Genomic DNA, 19,267 nt, shown 5'->3' with positions numbered 1-19,267 from the left:
ATTGTTGCACCGTGCCCTGTGAGTCGTCGCTCGCCCGTCGGGCAGGCAGAGCGCTGGTTTATTCAGGCGCGGACAGTTAGCAGTTCATCCCATTCTGTGGTGTAGCGCGGAGACATATGTTCACGCTTCATGGACCACTGCCGGTCGGCCGCCAGGCCAGCCACGCCAAGACCGATGGCTTTAGCCCCAAAGCGCGCCGATACTTGTTGCACCACCGAGCCAACGGACTCTCCCTGAGCTTCTTGGTCACCCGCGGTGTCTTCGAGCCCCAGTTCCAGCTCCTCAGGTCCGGGCTGGTCGGTGAGGCCGGAGAGGATCACCCCGCCGCGCACATAGTCACGGCCGGACTCCATCAGTTCGTTCATCGCAGCAACGGCGGTACGGGTGAGGAAAATCGGGTCGCGGGTGGGGCGCCCTAGTCGGATTTGAGCACTCGGGAAAGAGCCTTGTCCACCAGCGAAACGACTAGTTCCCGCGGTCACCGTCAAAAGTGTTGCGTAACGTCCTTCGGCTGCCAGCCGTGCGGCAGCCTTCTGCGCATAGATGCTCATGACCTCGCCCATTTCGGCGCGGCTTCGTACGGGTGACGAGAATGATCGAGTAAACATCACCTGCCCGCGGTCGGCGTGCTCTTCGATGGGACCGATGCAACGCTGCCCGCGCAATTCCAGCACCGTACGCTTGAGCACCACGGAGAATTTCTTGCCGATCAGTTGAGGATCTGCCTGCCGCAACTGCGCGATGCTCTCGATGCCCAGACCGGCGAGTTTCTGGCCGGTTTTGCGCCCGACACCCCAGACTTCGGTGGCTGGAACATGCCGCTGAATTCGTTCGACCACAGCTGGGTCCATTAAGTCGAGTACGCAGACCCCGCCCAGCTCATCATTGTGCTTGGCAATATGGTTACTGAACTTGGCCAGCGTCTTGGTTGAGGCAACGCCAACGCACACCGGCACCCCAATGCCTTTCCAAATGGCCGAGCGAATGTCCGACGCGGTGGAGTGCGCTTGCTCAAGCGTTCCTCCTAGACCGACGAATGACTCATCAATTGAGTACACCTCTTGCCAGGTTCCATAGCGGGCGAGCAGTTCCATCACCCGCGCGGACATGTCCCCGTACAGTTCGTAATTACTCGAGCGAACCGCTAAGCCATGGCTGTCGATCAACTGCCTGACCTTGAAGAAGGGCTCACCGGTCGTGATTCCCAACGCCTTGGCCTCCTGCGACCGTGCAACCACGCAACCGTCGTTGTTCGAGAGCACCACTACCGGGCGACGCCGCAATGTCGGGTCGAAAGCACGTTCGCAGGAGACATAGAAGTTATTCACGTCCACTAGCGCCACATGACCGGCGCCCGACATGCTTTGTGTACTCACGATGACTCCTCCTGCCGCACTACCTCGGCCAGTGTAGCCCCCAGACCCGACAGGTTCCCGACCTAGGTATCGCACCACACCGGGCCGGCCACCGGGCCCTGCGTTCTTCCTAGCAGCACGATTCGGCAGCTAAATTGTCCGGCCCGGTCACACAGGCTCCGACCATCCAAATGTGAAGCCATAGCATCTGGCAACTGGCATTAACGTAGGTATTTGCCGCTGCGTTCCTACCCCGCGGGCGAATCACAACGAGTGGTTAGGGAGTAAAGCGGTAACCCATGCCGAGTTCGGTTCGGATGTATTCCGGATTCGCGGGATCTGCCTCGAGCTTGGTGCGCAGTTGCGAGATATACACCCGCAGATAGTTCGATTCTTCTCCATATTCGGGACCCCACACGGTTCGCAGTAGTTCGCTGCGCCCGATCAGCCGGTGCGGCGCGCGGGCTAAGGCCTCCAGCAGGCGCCATTCCAGCCTAGTCAGGCGCACCAATTCCCCATCCACGCTCACCGAACGCGCCGAAAGGTCGATCCGCACGCGTTGATCGCCGGTGACCACCACGGCATGGCCGGTTTCTGGGGCGTTGCGCCGCAACGCGGCACGCAGTCGTGCCAGCAGTTCGTCCATGGCGAAGGGTTTGGTAACAAAATCATCGGCACCGCGGTCTAGGGCGTCGACCTTGCTATGCGATTCATGGCGAGCAGAGACGACGATGATCGGGACGGTGGACCAGCCTCTGATCCCATCGATAACCTCGGAGCCATCGAGATCGGGCAGGCCTAGATCCAGCAGGACGAGATCTGGATGCTCATCCGCGGCCAGCTGCAGAGCGTGCCTTCCGTCGGCCGCGTGATAGGTCCGGTAACCGCGGGCCCTCAGGTTCACCAATAGGGCACGGGCGATCTGTGCGTCGTCTTCTACTACGAGCACGCTGGGATTCACGAGATCTCCTCAGTCAGGGGAAGGCTAAAAATCATGGTGGCACCGCCACCGCTGGTGTCCCGGACCTCGACACGTCCGCCCATCCCTTCGGCAAGACCCCGGGCCACGGCCAGTCCTAAACCCAGACCCGCGGTGGCGTTGCGGTCGCCGCGGCGTTGGAAGGGTTGAAAAATGTTCTCCTTCTCGTGCTCGGGCACGCCAGGTCCATGATCGATAACATGCAGGTGCACCTGCTGCTCGTCCCATGTGGCACGCAGGTCCACGCGCTGGCCACCACCATGGCGGGCACCATTCTCCACGAGGTTGGCAATAACGCGCACGGCAAGTCCGTAGTCCCCGCTTACGGCGGGACAATCTGCAGGAATCTCTATATCTAGGTGCGAATCACCCAATTGTCCGCTGAGGTCGCGACGGGCCGAGGCCACGAGATCTTCCATCTGAAGCGCGCCGCGATGCACCACGAGGTGTCCCGCCTGAATTCGGCTCATACTCAGCAGGTCCTCGATACGTTCGCTGAGTTTATCGGCCGATTCCTCGACGGTGGCCAGCAGTTCGGCCTTGTCCTGTTCGGTGAGCACCACGTCGCTCAGTCTCAGGCTCGAGGCGGAAGCCTTGATACCGGCCAAAGGTGTTCGCAAATCGTGGGATACGGCAGCGAGCAGGGCCGTGCGCATGGCGTTGCCAGCTTCGAGCTCTTGGGCCTGCACCCGGGCATCGGCGAGCGCTTGATGCTGGAGCACCGTGGCGACACGACCGGCAAAGGCCTCCATCACTCCTTGATCGGAAGCATCTTGGGTGAGTCCGTCGATCAGGAGCATATGTTCGGCATCCACAATCACGGTGCTGTCACAGTCAAAAGGGTTGGGTTTCGGCTGCCCGGCGCTGGCCAACACCCGGCGTGCGGCCGGGTCGTCCGCGCGGGTTGCCAGGCTAACGGCATTCAGCTCGAACGAGCGGCGCAACCATTCGAGCAGGGCAGGAACGCTAATGCCCTCCCGGATAACTCCGCCGGAGAGTTCGAAGAGTGTGTCGGCCTGCCGGCGGGCCCGTCCGGCTTCGGCTGTACGCCGCCCCTCGATGGCAACCACGCGGGCGACTCCGGCCGCGACCAGCAAAAACAGGCACAGCGCAGCGACATTGAGCGGTTCGTGGATGTGCCACTGTCCGGTGGGCGCGGTGAAGAACCAGTTCAACAGCAAGGTGCTAGTCAGCGCGGCGGCCAGTGCGGGCCACCAGCCACCGAGCAGGGCGACGAAGACGACCACGGTGAGCTGGCAGAGAAAGTTCAGCGTCAGCTCCTGCCCGGAGCCTTCGGTGTTCAAGAAGGTGGCGGTCAGCAAGGCCGGCCCGAGGGCCGCTAGACCCCATCCATAGGCCAAACGTGCCCCGTGCGGCCCGTACGGCCGCGGAACCCTGCGCCGAGTAGCCGTACTGGTTGAGTGCGGCAGAATGATCACATCCATTTCTGCACCGGCCTTTGCGAGGCTCGCGGCCAGATCCCGGCGACGAATGCCGCGGGTCGAACGCGAGCGCCCCACCACGATGCGGTCGGCTCGCGCGCTGCGCGCGAAGCCGAGCAATGCGCTGGCTACGTCCTGCCCGATCACCGTATGCCAGGTACCGCCGGCGGCTTCGATGCGCTCGCGCAGCCGCATGAGGTTCTCCCGTTCTTGCTCCGCGGCACCGGGTTCCGGCACGTGCACGGCCATGAGCTCGCCGGACTCTGGTAGGCCGCGCAGGGCCCGCTCGATCAAGCCGCTGGATTCCGCCCGCCCCGAGACGGCAAGTACCGTCCGGGGTGGTTCGCTCGTATCGCTCATCCCTAGTTCCACCGCGGCCATCTCCTCCTGCTGGCAGTTGTCTCCCCAGTGCATCATATGGTGCGGCAGGTTCCGGGCTGTTGCGACGCTAACCAATGATCGGTCGCTCCTCGGGCAGCCGGTACATCAGCATCTTTGAGCGCAGCGCCAGGGCGGTGGCCACAGTGACCATTCCTACGCGGCCACCGAACATCAACAGAATGATCACCCATTGTCCGGCCGGCGGCAGATCTCCGGTGATCCCCATGGATAACCCGACAGTGGCGAAGGCCGAAACACATTCGAAGAGCACCTCTTCGACCGTGTGGGAGGTTACTCGCAGGAGCACGATCATGCCGACCAGCACCGCGCCGATGCCGAGCAAGACCACGCTCAGTGCCTGACGTTGGACCGATTCGCCAATGGCCCGATTACCCAGCGTGACCTGCTCGTGCCCGCGAATCTGGCTCCACAGGGCGAAAGCCAGCACCAAGAAGGTGGTGACCTTGATGCCACCGGCGGTACCGGCGCTTCCGCCACCGATGAACATCAGCATGTCGGTGACAAGAAGGGATTCGGACGAGGCGTCGGCGTAGTCAATGCTGTTAAAGCCCGCAGTACGCGGAAAGACCGTCAGTCCCAGCGCACCAAGTATTTTGCCGCCGGGCGAGAGATGCCCCAGCGTTTCGCTACGGTTCCATTCAAAGCTGGCCAACGCGAGGAAACCCAGCGCCAGCATAATCGCAGTACCCCATACGGTCAGACGCGTGTGTAACGCCCAGCCTCGATGATCCTCATTGCGGCGCAGCAGCTCGATCATCACGGGAAAGCCGAGTCCGCCGCAGACGATGGCCACACAGATCGGAATGATGATCCATGGGTCGTCCACAAAGCCCATCAGGCTGTCGCTGTATGTAGAAAAGCCCGCGTTGTTAAAGGCCGAGATGGCGTGGAAGACACCGGTATAGATGGCATGCGGGATGTCGTGCCCTGTCGCCCAGAACCGCACAGACAGGACCGCCGCGACGGCCAGCTCAATGCCGATGGTAATTTTGGCAACCAGTAACAGCACATGACGCACATCGCCGAGGTTCAGCGAACGGGTTTCCGTCGCTGCCATCAGTTGCCCGCGCAACCCCAACTTCCGCCGCACCAGCAGGGCCAGCAGCGTACCCAGGGTCATGATTCCAAACCCGCCGATCTGAATCAGCCCGAGGATGACCAACTGCCCGAAGGGCGTCCAATAGGTTGCGGTATCCACCGTGATAAGTCCGGTGACGCATACGGCGGACACGGCGGTGAAAACCGCGGTCAGCGGGTCGGCACCGGAGGGGCCGGTCCGTGCCACCGGTAGCATCAACAGCCCGGCGCCCAGCAACACGGCCACGAGAAAGCCCACCGGAACCAGCCGCACCGGATTGTCGATTTGCCAGCGATTTTGCTTGCGAGGTGCCGAGGGCAGACGCTGTATCGTCGGGGGCTTTGGCCGCTGGTAGGAAGGCACGAAGACGACCTTTCGGGATGCTGCTGGAGTTGGCGACCGGCGTGGGCCGTTCTCTTCCAGTTCAGCGCCACTTCGCGTTGAGCGCCCCGGTTTTTAATGCCCGCTTAATGCCTTGAAGCGGAATCTTGACACCCTATTGATGCACCGTGCCACGGGCATCAAGCTGGCCATCCCAGCGTCCACCCTCGCGCGCGTGAGCCTCCGTTTCGGCGCCGGGTGCATCAACGTGTTAGCTACCGCACATGGTGCAGGCAGCGCGTCACCACCCCGAAGACCTCTAGGTCATCCTGCTCGGCCAGCCACACCGGCAGCGGCGATTCATCGCACAGTAGACCAGTGCGACCGGCGCGTGCGACCCAGCGCCGAACCAGCATCTGGCCGTTGAGGCTGAGCACCACAACGCTGCCATCTTTCACCGGCAGCGAGCGATCCACGATGATCTCGTCCGCGTCGAAGATCCCGGCCGAGACCATGGCCTGGCCCTCGACGCGCAGTATGAAGGTAGAAACTCGGTCGCGCACCAGTAAGCGGTTCAGGTCCAATCCGCCATCGAAGTAGTCGCGTGCCGGTGAGGGAAAGCCCATGGCTGCCACCGCTGCCACAGGGCGATGCCCGGCCTCCTCGGGTTCCGGAATCATCCCCTGTTGCATCACCCCACCCCCTAACTAGAACACATATTCGACCTCAGGGTGATTCTAGCAAGTTCCCACCGCTCGGGGCAGGCAAGGGTCGGCACCTATTCGCGGTAGGTTGGTGCCATGAAGATTCTGCTCGTAGGCTGCGGAGATGTCGCCACCGAAGCCGGCCTGCGGTGGCTCGCCGACGGCCATCAGGTCACCGCCTGGCGGCGCACCCCGGAGAAGCTCCCAACCGGTTTCCACGGGGAACGCGTGGATCTCACCGCGGCCGCCGAGTACCCGCGCATCGATGAGGCCACCGACATCGTGGTGTTGACGCCGGTTCCGGCCGCCCGAAACGCGGAAGGGTACCGGCGTAGCTACCTGCAGGTGGCGCAGCGCCTGATCGCGCAACTGAACTCCCAGGCCCCGCGCCTGCGACGCTTGCTGTATGTCTCCTCCTCGGCGGTGCTCGGCGGCACGGACGGAGCGTGGGTCAACGAATCCACTGAGCTGGCCCCCAGCCGTGAGACCTCGCAGGTGCTCGCGGAAACCGAAGAGCTCCTGCGCACTAGCGGGCTTCCCGTATCGATCCTGCGCGCCTCGGGCATCTACGGTCCCGGGCGTACCCGGCTACTGGATCTGGTGCAAGGCGGCACCGCCGTGCTGCCCACCGGCTCGCACTGGACCAACCGCATCCACCGCGATGACCTGGCCAGCGCGCTAACCCATGTCGCCGCCCTGGATGCACCGCAGGACCTGTACATGGTCAATGACGACGAGCCGGCTCAGTTGGCGCAGGTCTATACCTTCCTCGCCGCAGAACTGGGGGTACCTCTCCCGCCGGAGCAGAACGCCGAGCCGACCGCCCGGCGCGGCGGTGACCGCCGCATTTCCAACGCCCGGCTACGCGCGAGCGGTTGGCAACCGGCATTCCCCAGCTACCGCGAGGGCTACCGCGCCATGCTGGCCGGACAGGGAGTGCGCCACCCCTAGCCACGGCCGCAGCCAGTCGCTTAGAACCCGCGGCGCAACGGATTGAACTGCGCGGCTAACTCCGGCACCGGTTCATCGCCGACGATCTGTGCCGCGAGCATCTTGCCGGTGAGCGGGCCGAGGGCCACTCCCCACATGCCATGCCCGCCGGCCACAAACACGCGCTCGGCGTTCGTCTGCCCCACCAGCGGCAACCCATCGGCGGTGCAGGGACGCGCGCCGACCCACTCCTCGGCCCGTTCCTCCCATTCAATACCGGTATATAACGGTGCAACCGCGGCGACGATGGCCTCGATACGTGCCGGTTCGAGTCGATGGTTCGCGTCACGGAACTCCATCGTCCCAGCGATGCGCAAACGGTCTCCCAACGGCGTGCAGGCCACCCGTTGCGCTGGGAAGTAGATGGGACGACTCGGGAGCTGTTCGGGTTGCACGCTGAACGAGTAACCTCGCCCGGCCTGCACCCTGACCCGCACGCCGAAGTCGCGAGCCAGATCACCCAGCCAGGCCCCGGTAGCTAATACCACCCGGCCCGCGGTCAGCGCCCGGCCGGAGCTACCGATGATTTTCACCTGTCGTGCACCGGCACGCACGTCGGTGACCTGAAGGGCCTCGATGATCTGCCCGCCACGGGCGCGCACGCTGTCGGCGAGCGCCGCCAGAAACCTTGGCGGGTTGATGAAGCGCTGATGTTCAATAGCCACACCGCAGCGCACCTGCGGAGATAAGCTCGGTTCCATGGCGCGCAATTGCGCCGCATCGAGCAACCGGAAGTCCACCGATCCACCACTACGCGAGATCATCTCAAACTCCCGTGCAAGGACTGCCCGGTCGGTCTCGGTGCGGAAGGCTGCAAGAAACGGAGTCGCGGCGCGAGTAGGTTCACTCACCCCGGGTCCTGCCGTGTCTGCCTCGCTGAGCTCGGCGTAGGCCTCCATCCCGGAGCCACCAAGATGGGAGAAGACCGCCATGGCTCGCGCCCACTGCCGGGGCGTGCAATGCCAGCCAAAACCAAGCAAAAAGCGCAGGACCCCAAGGTCAAGTCGCGGCGGAATATACAACGCAGAAGCCGGGTCGAGGATCATCTTCAAACCGCTGCGCAGAATTGCTGGCTCGGCTAACGGCAGGGTGAGCGCCGGGGTCAGCCAACCAGCATTACCCCATGAGGAACCGGCAGCCACCACACCTCGGTCCACCACGGTTACGCGGACCCCATAACGCTGTAAATACCAGGCAGTACTTAACCCAACGATCCCGGCACCGACGATCACCACATGTTCCGGCCCAGCGTCCCTCGCCACGCTCCACGCTCCTTGTGTGCCCGACGCGCCCCACACGGGCGCCTGAGTTCACTCTCGCGCGCCACACGAACTTTGGCAATGGGGTGCGCATGCCACCGAATGGCCAGCCACACCATGGCCCTGCGTAGACTTGAAGTAAACCCCGCACTCGTTCGAAGGACTTTTCGCCGATTATGGCCACACGTAAGACCCCGAAAAAGAAGAACACCTCCACCGGACACCCGGCACGTAGCGCCTCCACTGGCACGGCTCCCTTCGAAGCCGAAGTACGTCAGGCCCTGCAGCCTTTTAAGCAGCAGCTTTTCGCACATTTCCAGCGCGAAGGACAGCCCACTAGCGAAACTCGTGCGGCCTTCGAGGGGCTGACGACCTTGCTGACCGTCCATGCTCAGCTGCGCAAGAGCGTCGACGTGACCACCTTTGATGAGAAGGTGCTCGGGGAGCAGCTCGGACACCTGGCTACTCTGGGCTCCGAAGCCTCGCAGGCCGGCGCCGCGTTGCTCAAGCATTATTTAGTCTTCCTCGGTAACAGCGCGAACTTCGGTGGCTCGGTGGACGATTTCAAGGAGACCTTCGAGTTTCTCTCGCGCATGTCGGGCGACTCCCCCATCGTGGTGCCTTTCATGGAGGACGAGGAGGCCAACGCGGCACTCGAGCAGATGCCCTTTGTCTTTGCCGCACGCGAACTGATCCGCTGGGTGGGCGAAGGGCAGCGAACCGATCCGCAGGGCGTACTGCACGACGAGGAGCTCAGCGGGGCCGCCGGAGCCTTGGGCTTGACGGTGACCGTTGAGTCCAATGCCGAGCAGGAACTCACCCAGCCATGGGAGCCAGCCGACGGCACCGTTGTGGCTCAACTACGTCAGATCCCCCGCCTTGCGGCTCTGTGGGATGCGTTGATCGGCACGGCCATGCTGCGCTACGAGGCACCCAACGCGGTTCCCACCGAATCCCTGCGCGAAGCTCTGCTCGGCAGTGCGGGACCGGGCAGCCGCCTGATTAAGGAACTGATCGCCGAGGTTATCTTCTCGCATGTGCTGCTCAACGCACTGGAGACCGAGGGACAGCGTCAGGTCGCGGAAATGGTCGCCGGGGTGCTCACCAACGCCGCCTCCACCCGACCGCCGCGGACGGAGTTCGCCCTGCAGGTTCCGGTCGCAGAAGACCTTCCCGAAGAACAGCGCCACCTGATTCCATTGCTACAGGAGTCGGTTCCACAGGTCGAAGCTCTGCTGCGTATTTTTGAGCGCGAGGGCATGGTGCACATCGAAGAGAACATCGTCGTGCCTGAAGTTCTGCGTGCGGCGCTCGAACGCGCCTTGGAGAAAGTTTCCGATCAGCTCCTAGCTTCGGCCGAAACCGTCGAGCCATCCGGCGAGGCGTAGAACTCACTCTAAAAGGCTAAAGGCAGGGACTCACCCGAAGGTGTGTGTCCCTGCCTTGATCTTTCGTCACGATTACTGTGGCGAATTATCGTATTGCCGCGTAAAAGGTGCATCGCGCCCCCTACGAACGTGGATCAGTGATGGGGGCACTGATCCGTGAAAGATCGGTTCGTAGGGCGGCGCAATACACCTTTAATCACTCCCGGAGCACCTATGACGCCACTCGCAAAACATCATCGGCTTCCCGGTTGTGATCGGCTTTCCACCGATACATAACTAACCTATCGCGTCCGGCAAAAATGCGAAATCATACTTTAGTAGGAGGGTAGCGGTTAGAAAGGGATGGATGCCCGCAGAATCCAGCGGTTTTCCGCGGTACAGGTGGTAAAACTGCCACCAAAGGTGTTCATCCTGTCTTTCATTCCCAGTAACCCACTGCCTCCGAAGGGAAGCGAATTCGACCGCTTTCCATCGGTATTGGGCACGTTGATCATCTCGAGGACCGCAACGGCCCCATTCTTGGACAGATTCAAGGTCACCGGGGAGTTCGGCAGCGCATGTTTGATGATGTTCGTCGTCGCTTCCTGCATCACTCGATACAGCGCGGTTTGCGCCGACCGCGGCAGATGCGCAATTTCCTCATCCACGCTGGAGGTTACCGCAAACCCTGCTTCGCGCAGGCGGGTGCTAAAGACTTCGGCCCCGTGGACTACCTGCACGGTGGTGGCCGCCGGCGCACTGTTCTTCTCGCCCTGTCCGCTGCTCATCGTCCCGTCTGTGCGCAACACATTGAGCATGAGTCGCAAGTCGTGCAAGGTCTCGGAACTCAGCTTGGATATCGTGTCCAAGGCATCGCGGGCGGTCTGCTCATCGCGCGCGAATTTAGCGGCCTTCGACTGCATGGCCACAATAGTGATGTCGTGAGCGACAATGTCGTGCAAATCCCGCGCAATGTTTTTGCGCTCCTCACGTAGCGCCCGCTCGGCCTGCTCCTGGGCCTCGTTGAGGCGTCGCTGATGCTCCGAATTTCGCTGGCTCAAGCGGAAAACACTGCGCGCGGCGACATAGGCGCCAAGGGCCAGGGGAACCAAGACCACCAGAATGAAGGCAGCATCGCCGGCGCGGATAACACTATATGGTACCCAGAGAGCACTGAAGATCAGATACAGGGTGCGCACTCGAGACTTGGTCGAACTAGCGGCCAACGCCATAAATACCAGCAGGGTGATGATCACCATCAGCGGATTATCGAACTCGCTGAGGCCTATATAGAGCGTGGCCAAATAAAGGCCCAGCGTCAGCGTCAGCCAGCGCAAGGCCAAAAGTAGCTCAACACAAATAATCAGCCCGACCACCGCACCGGTGATCGTGGCCTCCGACGACCCATCAATGCCGAACTCCAACAGAGTCATTAGTTCGGAGACCGTGGTCGTCGCGATAAGGACAAGGCCGGACCAGATCACTGCCTGACGGCCTGTGATGGTCAGTGACCTGATCCAACGGGCTACCGCGAAAAGACGAGTTCTTTTTTCCGTGTCCAGTGTGGTTAACCTGCCTTGTCTACTTCATGGGCGATTTAGTCACAGTATTTGCCGTAGGTGCGGCACATCCAATCCCTGAAATCATCGCCCCATCCGGCCGGCTGTGAAGCCTGACTGCCAGAACCACCATAAGCCGCGGAGGCAGGTGCTGCCAGCACCGCCACCGGAGCCACGGCCATCGCCAGCGCCGCGAGCATACTCCGAACTTTCATCATGATCCCCCAACCTGATTACTTATATACTTCAAGACACCGCAGTCTAGACCGGAATATACGAGTCATCAGAGGACACCGATGAACCAAATTAAAGTACTAATCGTGGACGATGAGCCGCTGATCCGCCATGCCTTGGGCACGATTCTATCAACGGATGAGCGAATTTTACTCGTAAATTCTCTAAATAACGGGAAAGACGCGCTGGAGTTTTGCGAAAAGAATGAGATCGATGTGGTCATCATGGATTTACAGATGCCTGTCATGGATGGCGTTACGGCCACCGAGCTGATCAAGAAGCTGCCGCACAGCCCCGCGGTACTGGCAATAACCGCCTTTTCGGCCGACGACTACCTCGTGCCGGTGCTCCTGGCCGGCGCTAGCGGCTACCTGGTCAAAGACAGTGAACCCGATGAGATTGTCGACGCGGTTATCTCGGTTCATCAGGGCACGGCGGCAATCTCCCCCTCGGTGTCCAATGACCTCATCGGCGCGGTCAAACAGGCCTACAATCCGGTAAGCCAAAGAGAGCCCTTGGCCAAGGAGCTAGCGCTCACTGCCCGCGAGCTCGAAATTCTAGACCTGCTGGCCGAGGGGCTGAACAATCCGGAGATCTCCCGGAAACTAGGGGTCGCCGAAACAACAATCAAGACACACATGGCCAAAATCTTCGTGAAGCTCGATGTGCGTGACCGGGTTCAGGTACTGGTAGAAGCAGCCCGGATCGGCCTGATTAACCTCAATCGTTAATCTTTCGGAACCCGGCGGGAATAGATTTGCGCCTCATGCGTTAAACATGAGCAAAGACCACTCATGTTTTAGGAGGCTCACTTGCCAGCATTCTTCGGTTCCTCATCCGACGGCTCGTTTGAGGATTTCCTGTCGCGGTTCCTCTCCTCGCGAGCTCAGGCCGCCCGTCCCATCGACATCACTCGCCTGCTATCGCAGCGTACCCACGAGGTGGTCTCCAAGGCGGCATCCGGCGCTCACGAAAACGGGCACGAGGAAATTGACGCACTACACCTGCTCCTAGCCTTGCTACACACCGAACCGGTGGGGCAGCACCTGAAGCTCATGGGCATTGATTTCGAGGCCTTGGAACAGGCCGCCGCCGAACGTATGCCGCAGCGTGTCGAAGGCGCCGAAAAGCCCAGCCGGCTGTCGGCTGCGGCCCAGCGCACCCTCTTCGATGCGTACCAGGTGGCCCGCAACTACGGGTCAACCTACATCGACCCGGAGCACCTGTTCCTCGCTTTCGTATTTTCCCCCGAGTCGCCGGTCGGCAACTTGCTGGCGCAACACGGAATCACCGCTCAGGCGCTACAGCAAGCGGCCATGGCGCAGCACGAGCGCGCAACTGCCGAAAACCAGCAGGAAGAAGAACCCGAGCAGTCCATGCTCGAGCGCTTCGGCACCGACCTGACCGCGCTGGCCGCCGACGGGCAAATTGACCCGGTGATCGGCCGCGAAACGCAGATCGAACAGGTCATTGAGATTCTTGCGCGACGCACCAAGAACAACCCGGTGCTTCTCGGTGAGGCCGGTGTCGGCAAAACCGCTATCGTCGACGGGCTGGCACGCGCCATCGTTGCCGACGAGGTACCCGAACAACTCAAGGGCGTATCTCTGGTCTCGGTGGACCTGCCCGGGATGCTGGCCGGCACCCGCTACCGCGGTGATTTCGAGCAGCGCCTGACCGGTCTACTGGATGAGGTCGCCCACTTCGAGGGACAGGTCATCTTGTTCATCGACGAAATGCACCTGCTGGTCGGCGCCGGGGCCGGCGAATCCGGGACCATGGATGCCGCTAATATCCTCAAGCCACGGCTCGCCCGTGGTGAGTTGCACTTGATCGGCGCCACCACGCTCAACGAGTTCCGCAAGGTCGAGAAGGACTCCGCACTGACTCGGCGCTTCGGTAAGGTCACCGTCCCCGAACCGGATCAAGCGACCACGCTGAAGATTCTCGAAGGCCTGCGCGAATCCTACGAGGACCACCACCAGGTGCAGTACACCCCCGCGGCGCTCGAGGCGGCCGTCTCCCTCTCGGCTCGGTACCTCACCGAGGCGATGCTGCCGGATAAGGCCATCGACCTGCTCGACATTGCCGGCGCCCGACGCTCCATCGCGGCCGGGGACGCTCAGGATGTTCAAGCCCTGCGTCAGGAACTCATCGAATGCGAGCGCGAGAAGGCCCGGGCCATCTCCGAGGAGCGTTTCGAGGATGCCGGCGCCTGGCGCGACCACGCCAACGAGCTCTCCGAGCGCGTCTCGGCGGCCGAAGCCAACGGGGACGCCAGTGTCACCCGGGTGGTGGACGAGGCCCAAATTGCCGAGGTGATCGCACGCTCCACCGGTATTCCGGTCGCCAAGATCACCGCTGATGACAAGGGAAAACTCGCCAACTTGGAGCAGGAGCTACACGAACGCGTGATCGGCCAGTCCGATGCGGTCGCCGCGGTGGCCCGCGCGGTACGCCGTGCCCGCACCGGGCTGAACCCGGCGCACCGTCCGCTGGCGTCCTTCCTCTTCCTCGGCCCCACCGGCGTGGGTAAGACGGAACTGGCCAAGGCCTTGGCGAGCAATCTCTTCGGCTCATCGGATGCGCTGCTGCGCGTGGACATGAGCGAATACTCAGAGAAGCACACCGTGGCACGCCTGATCGGTGCCCCTCCGGGATATGTGGGTCACGACGAGCCGGGGCAGCTGACCGAGAAGGTACGCCGCAACCCCTACTCGGTGATCCTGCTCGACGAGATCGAAAAGGCGCATCCGGACATCTTCAACGTGCTGTTGCAGGTACTGGATGACGGCCGGCTCACCGACGCCGCCGGGCGGACCGTGGACTTCTCCAACACGTTGATCTTGATGACCAGCAACCTCGGTAGCGAGTACCTGGCCAGCCGTTCCGGCGCGCTGGGCTTCACCTCGAGCCAGAGAGCGGCCGGTGACGATCAGGTGCGCGCCAAGGTTATGGGCAAGGTGCGTGAATTCATGCGCCCCGAGTTCCTGAACCGGCTCGACGAGGTTCTGCTGTTCACCAAGCTCAGCGAAACCGAGATCGCCCAGATCGTCTCGCTCGTGCTCGACGAGACGCGGCAGCGACTGGCCGAACAGGACCTGAAGCTCAGCGCCACCGATCAGGCCATTGCCTGGCTCGGTGCCAAGGGCTACGATCCGGAGTTCGGTGCCCGGCCGCTACGTCGACTGGTGCAACGCGAGGTGCAGGACGGCATCGCCGATCTGCTCATCGGCAACGAATTGCAGCCCGGGGATACCGTGCAGGTCGCCGTGGCCAATGACCGCCTGCAGGTCACCAAGGCCGTGCCAAGCAGCGGGGTACGCCCCACCGAGGCGTACTTCGACGCCTAGCCGACACGATAATCGACGGCCCGAGCCCACTACCCGGTGGGCTCGGGCCGTCGTAGGCTAATGCCATGACGCGTATCGGCATGATCACCTTGAACTCGACCGACTACTCCCGCACTGCGCACTGGTGGAAGGAACGCCTGAATGCCACCGTTGCCGGCGACTACCCGGGTTTCATGATGCTGCAGGTTCCCGGGCTACCGGCACTGCTTGGCTTCCAGCAGGTCACCGAGGTGGCCGACGAAACCCGGGTTCACCTCGATCTGGAAGCCGACCCGAATCTCGGCCGCGAGGCGAGCGTGCAGGCCTTCGTCGACGCCGGGGCCAGCCACGTGGATTCGCACCAACCCAGCGAGGACTTTGGTTGGGATGTACTGCGCGACCCCTTCGGCATGATCTTCTGCCTCAGCGACGCTCACTAGGCGACCATGAAACCACCTCCGGCCTATTGGTCCCGTCAGACCCAAGAGTTTGTCGACCGCCGGGGCAAGCACTGGTGGTTGACGATGTGGGGCTGGTCGCAGACCTCGCTCGAGCAGGCACAACGCCATGCCCGCACCCGGCTTCAGGAATTGATCGCCCGTGGCGGCCCCACCGGTGCCGAGCGCGACTGGTACTACCCGGCCGCACCGCTTCGCGAACCATGCCTCGAGAGCCTGGGCGATGGCCCGGAACCACTGGCGGTGATCACCCGCAACCGTTACGGGGCCACGGTGCTCAATACGGACGCGGTGTTGATCGCCGATGTCGACCTGCCCAATGCACCGAAGCCTGGCTGGTTCTCCCGGCTTTTCGGCCGCGGCACGGCCACCGCCGAAGACCCGGCCGATAACATCCGCGAACGTATTGCAACCTTCGCCGCCGCACACCCGACGCTCGGTGTGCGCAGTTACCGCACCAGCGCCGGGTTCCGCGTCTTCATCACCGGCTCCTCGGCCGCGCCGGATAGCGCCGAAGCCGAACACCTCCTACGTGAGCTCGGGTCCGATGAGCTCTACACCAAACTCTGCCGCTCACAGCACAGCTACCGAGCCCGACTGAGCCCCAAACCATGGCGCATCGGGCTATCCGCGCCCACGGTGATCTGGCCGGCGCCCGACAGCGAGGCGCAGCGGCGACTCGAGCTGTGGGTCGAGAGCTACCGTAGGGGCGCCAGCGGCTTCTCCGTCACCACCCGCGAAGCCCGCTTTGGTCCGGCTCCGAGCCTCGACGAAGCTAAGATCCTGCGCTGGCATGATGAGCAAACCGGCGCGGACTCCAACCGTCCACTGGCTTAATTACCGGACCCGTCGAGCGCTCGACCAAAGGCGCAACCGTATTGGATCCAAAAATGCTCATTCGCGGCGAAAAGCAGCGGAAATATCTGTTGTTTGGATCCAATTTTACCATTATTGTTAGTTAGTGCTCCCTCGACTACTGGGGCGATTCCTTAACGGCAAGGACGGAACAATGAGCGGACTACCGGGATTACGCGGCAATGATCATATTGGCTTCACGGTGCCGGATATCGACGAAGCACACGCTTTTTTCGTCGATGTCCTCGGATGCGTCCAAATTTACCGGCTGGGACCATTCCCGTCGCAGGGAACGTGGATGAGCGAGCATCTGAACGTCGCCGACTCGACCACCATGCGCGAGATCCGGTTTTACCGCTGCGGCAATGGATCAAACTTCGAGGTTTTCCAGTATGAGGCCGAGGATGCCCGTCTCCTTCCACCCCGCAACAGCGATGTCGGCGGGCATCACATCGCTCTGTACGTCGACGACCTAGACGAAGCCGTGGCCTATCTGCACGCGAAGGGAATTCGAGTGCTTGGTGAGCCCACGGAAAGCCGCGGACCTAGCCAAGGGCAGCGATGGGTGTATTTCCTCTCGCCGTGGGGCATGCAGTTCGAACTTGTCAGCTTCCCACAGGGCAAGGCCTACGAAACCGAGGCCGCCGTGCGGCTTTGGGACACCAGACAGTAGCACCGGTCGAGGCCGCCTATGACGCTCAGTACCAGTTCCCGTCAATGCCCAACCCACCATCCACCGCAAGAACCTGTCCGTTGACGAAGGACGACGCCGACGTGGCCAGAAAATACGCGGCCGATGCGATCTCCGCGGGATCAGCGAAGCGCCCCAATGAAGTTCGTGCGCGGATCTTGTCATCGGCAAGCTTCCCCTCGGCGATCAACGCGTCCGTCAGGGCCGTTCGAACGTAGCCCGGGGCAATGGCATTCACACGGACACCCGACGCTCCCCACTCCACGGCCAAGGTTCGGGTCAATCCACCGATCGCCGCCTTGGCCGCCGTGTAGCTGGCCCTGTGCGGCATGCCCGCCGAAGCCGCGACGCTGGCCACGTTCACAATCGAACCGCCGCTGCGGCACAGAAGCGGGTACGCCGCCCGGCACACTCGCATCGAACCGGTGACATGGATATCCAACATCAGTGAGAACATGTCGTCCGTGATCTCCGCGCTGGGCTGAGGCCGCGCAATACCGGCGGAATTGAAGACGGCATCCAGGCGCCCCTCGATCTGCTCGACAGAAGCGACGGTAGCGTCCACGGCGGGCCTGCACGTCACATCGCATATCACGGCGCGGGATCCGGAACCGAGGTCCTGCGTGGTCCGTGCCAGAGCATCCTCTCCAAGATCGGCCAAGACGACGTTGCCTCCGGACTCCATCCAATGCCGGGCGAAGGCCAAGCCTATCCCCGAAGCCCCACCGGTGATTAGCGCGACTGGTTGAGCGAGTTTCATAAACACTCCCTATTGCAATGCGACGGTGGTGGTGCGGGGATCAATACCCCGCACCACCACCTCGTCGGTTAAATTATTTCTTCAGGCCGAGTTCTGCGGTGGGCACCTTCGACGTCTCCGGTGTGAACAGTGCACACAGCGCGGAAATCGCGATACCACCGGCTGCGAACAAAGAAACACCGAGCCAGTTGTCGTTCTCCCCATTGATGATTTGGGCGATGGCCGGCGCGAATCCGGCGATGACCAGACCCAGCATCAAACTGATGGCCATGCCGCTGTAGCGGACCTGGGCCGGGAACTGCTCCGGGAAGAATGCCGGGTAGATTCCGTTCGAAGCCGAATAGGCGAAGGAGACGAGCAAGATCCCCAGAACCCACACGAGCAGGGTATTTCCTGGCCCGGCGTGCGATAGCGCCGCAAAATATGCGACAACCAGCACCATCATGCCCACGCACCCGCCGATGAAAACCGGGCGTCGTCCGATCTTGTCGGATAGGTGGCCGAGTACCGGGACCATAACAAGAGTGCCCAGGTTGGACACCGTAATCAGGGCCAGCATTTCGCTGCTTTCAATGCCGGCGACCTTCGTTCCGTAGGCCAACGAAAAGGTGCTGAAAAGCCCCACCATCAATAGGAACAGTGCCATTCCGGCCACCCGCAACATCTGTAGCGGGTAACTCCTGAGCAAGTAGAACAACGGAAACTTCACCGTCTCATGCTGTTCCTTCTTTTCTTCGAATACCTCCGGTTCGTGCAAGCGTGCGCGCATGAACACCGTGACGACGGTGACCAGAATGCTCAGTAGGAACGGAATGCGCCACCCGAAGTCGATCATGAACGTGCCGGGAATCAGGTTCAAGGGAATGAAGATCGCAGAGGACAACACCAGGCCCGCCGTGGCGCCCGCGATCGTCCAGCTGGCGTAAAACCCGCGCCGATGCTCCGGCGCGGACTCCATGGACAGGGACGCCGAACCCGGGGATTCCCCGCCAGCCGACAAGCCCTGCAGCAAGCGCAGGACGACGACGATGATCGGAGCGGCAATGCCGATCGTGTCATAGGTCGGGATGACTCCGATGACGAAAGTCGCCACGCCCATCAGGACGATGCATGCCATGAGGGCGGTCTTGCGTCCGACGACATCCCCAAGCCACCCCCAGAGGATCGCGCCGAAAGGCCGGCTGACATAGGAGACGCCGACCGTGGCCAGCGCAAAGATCGCTCCGGCGCCACCGGCTGCCGGGAAGAACAAGGGCTGCAGGTACAGCGCCGCGGCGGTGGCGAAGATATAGAAATCGTAGTATTCGAGCATTGTGCCGACGAATCCCGATACCGCGGCGTTCTTGGCATTCTTGAGGTTCGGCGGCTTGCCGTTCTTCGTCTCGGTTCCGGTGGGCGTGTGCTGTGCTGACATGAAGGTCATTGCCTCTCGTGATGAGCGTCGTTGATGATCACTTGGTTGATATGTGGATGCGGTTGCG

17 protein-coding genes are annotated in these 19,267 nt (G+C 62.1%); 7 read left to right on the top strand and 10 right to left on the bottom strand.

What is annotated here, in order from left to right:
• Positions 1–62: 62 nt before the first annotated feature.
• From ACJD00_RS02130 to ACJD00_RS02110, 5 genes are all read right to left on the bottom strand, one after another.
• Positions 63–1,376 carry a Y-family DNA polymerase gene (locus ACJD00_RS02130; protein WP_418908293.1) on the bottom strand — a complete coding sequence of 438 codons (1,314 nt, stop codon included), beginning with the start codon at positions 1,374–1,376 and terminating at the stop codon, positions 63–65.
• 256 nt (positions 1,377–1,632) lie between these two features.
• Positions 1,633–2,304: a response regulator gene (locus ACJD00_RS02125; protein ID WP_418908292.1), complete on the bottom strand. Its 672-nt coding sequence runs from the start codon at positions 2,302–2,304 to the stop codon at positions 1,633–1,635.
• An 8-nt stretch (positions 2,305–2,312) separates the two neighbouring features.
• Entirely contained in the window at positions 2,313–4,193 is a 1,881-nt protein-coding gene (locus ACJD00_RS02120; RefSeq protein WP_418908291.1) for an ATP-binding protein, read from the bottom strand.
• Positions 4,194–4,224: 31 nt separating this feature from the next.
• Positions 4,225–5,619 (bottom strand): TrkH family potassium uptake protein, encoded by a 1,395-nt coding sequence (locus ACJD00_RS02115; protein ID WP_418908290.1) that lies wholly within the window; start codon positions 5,617–5,619, stop codon positions 4,225–4,227.
• 233 nt (positions 5,620–5,852) lie between these two features.
• Positions 5,853–6,269 carry a LexA family protein gene (locus ACJD00_RS02110; RefSeq protein WP_418909287.1) on the bottom strand — a complete coding sequence of 139 codons (417 nt, stop codon included), beginning with the start codon at positions 6,267–6,269 and terminating at the stop codon, positions 5,853–5,855.
• A gap of 108 nt (positions 6,270–6,377) precedes the next feature.
• Here ACJD00_RS02110 and ACJD00_RS02105 point away from each other — a divergent pair, with 108 nt between their 5' ends.
• Positions 6,378–7,232 carry an SDR family oxidoreductase gene (locus ACJD00_RS02105; protein ID WP_418908289.1) on the top strand — a complete coding sequence of 285 codons (855 nt, stop codon included), beginning with the start codon at positions 6,378–6,380 and terminating at the stop codon, positions 7,230–7,232.
• A gap of 20 nt (positions 7,233–7,252) precedes the next feature.
• Here ACJD00_RS02105 and ACJD00_RS02100 read toward each other — a convergent pair whose 3' ends face one another.
• On the bottom strand, positions 7,253–8,533 hold the full coding sequence (locus tag ACJD00_RS02100; RefSeq protein ID WP_418908288.1) for an NAD(P)/FAD-dependent oxidoreductase: 1,281 nt from the start codon (positions 8,531–8,533) through the stop codon (positions 7,253–7,255).
• Between the two features lie 173 nt (positions 8,534–8,706).
• On the opposite strand from ACJD00_RS02100, the gene ACJD00_RS02095 reads away from it, so the two are divergent.
• Positions 8,707–9,918, top strand: a complete 1,212-nt coding sequence (locus tag ACJD00_RS02095; RefSeq protein ID WP_418908287.1) for a hypothetical protein — start codon at positions 8,707–8,709, stop codon at positions 9,916–9,918.
• Between the two features lie 332 nt (positions 9,919–10,250).
• Here the strand turns inward: ACJD00_RS02095 and ACJD00_RS02090 are convergent, their stop codons facing one another.
• Both ACJD00_RS02090 and ACJD00_RS02085 read right to left on the bottom strand, forming a co-directional pair.
• Positions 10,251–11,330, bottom strand: coding sequence for a sensor histidine kinase (locus ACJD00_RS02090; protein WP_418908286.1), 1,080 nt, complete (start codon positions 11,328–11,330; stop codon positions 10,251–10,253).
• A 164-nt stretch (positions 11,331–11,494) separates the two neighbouring features.
• Positions 11,495–11,674: a hypothetical protein gene (locus ACJD00_RS02085; protein ID WP_418908285.1), complete on the bottom strand. Its 180-nt coding sequence runs from the start codon at positions 11,672–11,674 to the stop codon at positions 11,495–11,497.
• Positions 11,675–11,776: 102 nt separating this feature from the next.
• Between ACJD00_RS02085 and ACJD00_RS02080 the strand changes: the two genes are divergently transcribed.
• The 5 genes from ACJD00_RS02080 (at position 11,777) to ACJD00_RS02060 (ending at position 17,008) form a co-directional block, all read left to right on the top strand.
• Positions 11,777–12,421, top strand: a complete 645-nt coding sequence (locus ACJD00_RS02080) for a response regulator (RefSeq protein WP_418908284.1) — start codon at positions 11,777–11,779, stop codon at positions 12,419–12,421.
• A gap of 81 nt (positions 12,422–12,502) precedes the next feature.
• Entirely contained in the window at positions 12,503–15,043 is a 2,541-nt protein-coding gene (locus ACJD00_RS02075) for an ATP-dependent Clp protease ATP-binding subunit (protein ID WP_418908283.1), read from the top strand.
• Positions 15,044–15,108: 65 nt separating this feature from the next.
• Positions 15,109–15,462, top strand: a complete 354-nt coding sequence (locus ACJD00_RS02070; protein ID WP_418908282.1) for a VOC family protein — start codon at positions 15,109–15,111, stop codon at positions 15,460–15,462.
• Positions 15,463–15,468: 6 nt separating this feature from the next.
• Positions 15,469–16,317 (top strand): hypothetical protein, encoded by an 849-nt coding sequence (locus tag ACJD00_RS02065; RefSeq protein ID WP_418908281.1) that lies wholly within the window; start codon positions 15,469–15,471, stop codon positions 16,315–16,317.
• Between the two features lie 172 nt (positions 16,318–16,489).
• On the top strand, positions 16,490–17,008 hold the full coding sequence (locus ACJD00_RS02060) for a VOC family protein (protein ID WP_418908280.1): 519 nt from the start codon (positions 16,490–16,492) through the stop codon (positions 17,006–17,008).
• Positions 17,009–17,033: 25 nt separating this feature from the next.
• Here the strand turns inward: ACJD00_RS02060 and ACJD00_RS02055 are convergent, their stop codons facing one another.
• Both ACJD00_RS02055 and ACJD00_RS02050 read right to left on the bottom strand, forming a co-directional pair.
• Positions 17,034–17,786: an SDR family NAD(P)-dependent oxidoreductase gene (locus ACJD00_RS02055; RefSeq protein ID WP_418908279.1), complete on the bottom strand. Its 753-nt coding sequence runs from the start codon at positions 17,784–17,786 to the stop codon at positions 17,034–17,036.
• A 73-nt stretch (positions 17,787–17,859) separates the two neighbouring features.
• On the bottom strand, positions 17,860–19,200 hold the full coding sequence (locus ACJD00_RS02050; protein ID WP_309409025.1) for an MFS transporter: 1,341 nt from the start codon (positions 19,198–19,200) through the stop codon (positions 17,860–17,862).
• Positions 19,201–19,267 lie beyond the last annotated feature (67 nt).

The sequence above is a fragment of the Glutamicibacter endophyticus genome, from assembly GCF_048457885.1.
In the GTDB taxonomy this organism is placed as follows: domain Bacteria; phylum Actinomycetota; class Actinomycetes; order Actinomycetales; family Micrococcaceae; genus Glutamicibacter; species Glutamicibacter endophyticus.
The sequence above is the reverse complement of the archived record's forward strand: the minus strand, read 5'-3'. Positions and strand labels throughout refer to the sequence as shown.

What these genes read in the sequence shown, in the direction of transcription:
- ACJD00_RS02105 (WP_418908289.1), top strand. Translation starts at nt 6,378, where the DNA reads ATGAAGATTCTGCTCGTAGGCTGCGGAGATGTCGCCACCGAAGCCGGC.
- ACJD00_RS02095 (WP_418908287.1), top strand. Translation starts at nt 8,707, where the DNA reads ATGGCCACACGTAAGACCCCGAAAAAGAAGAACACCTCCACCGGACAC.
- ACJD00_RS02090 (WP_418908286.1), bottom strand. Translation starts at nt 11,330, where the DNA reads ATGACTCTGTTGGAGTTCGGCATTGATGGGTCGTCGGAGGCCACGATC.
- ACJD00_RS02110 (WP_418909287.1), bottom strand. Translation starts at nt 6,269, where the DNA reads ATGCAACAGGGGATGATTCCGGAACCCGAGGAGGCCGGGCATCGCCCT.
- ACJD00_RS02060 (WP_418908280.1), top strand. Translation starts at nt 16,490, where the DNA reads ATGAGCGGACTACCGGGATTACGCGGCAATGATCATATTGGCTTCACG.
- ACJD00_RS02120 (WP_418908291.1), bottom strand. Translation starts at nt 4,193, where the DNA reads ATGATGCACTGGGGAGACAACTGCCAGCAGGAGGAGATGGCCGCGGTG.
- ACJD00_RS02050 (WP_309409025.1), bottom strand. Translation starts at nt 19,200, where the DNA reads ATGTCAGCACAGCACACGCCCACCGGAACCGAGACGAAGAACGGCAAG.
- ACJD00_RS02065 (WP_418908281.1), top strand. Translation starts at nt 15,469, where the DNA reads ATGAAACCACCTCCGGCCTATTGGTCCCGTCAGACCCAAGAGTTTGTC.
- ACJD00_RS02055 (WP_418908279.1), bottom strand. Translation starts at nt 17,786, where the DNA reads ATGAAACTCGCTCAACCAGTCGCGCTAATCACCGGTGGGGCTTCGGGG.
- ACJD00_RS02085 (WP_418908285.1), bottom strand. Translation starts at nt 11,674, where the DNA reads ATGATGAAAGTTCGGAGTATGCTCGCGGCGCTGGCGATGGCCGTGGCT.
- ACJD00_RS02070 (WP_418908282.1), top strand. Translation starts at nt 15,109, where the DNA reads ATGACGCGTATCGGCATGATCACCTTGAACTCGACCGACTACTCCCGC.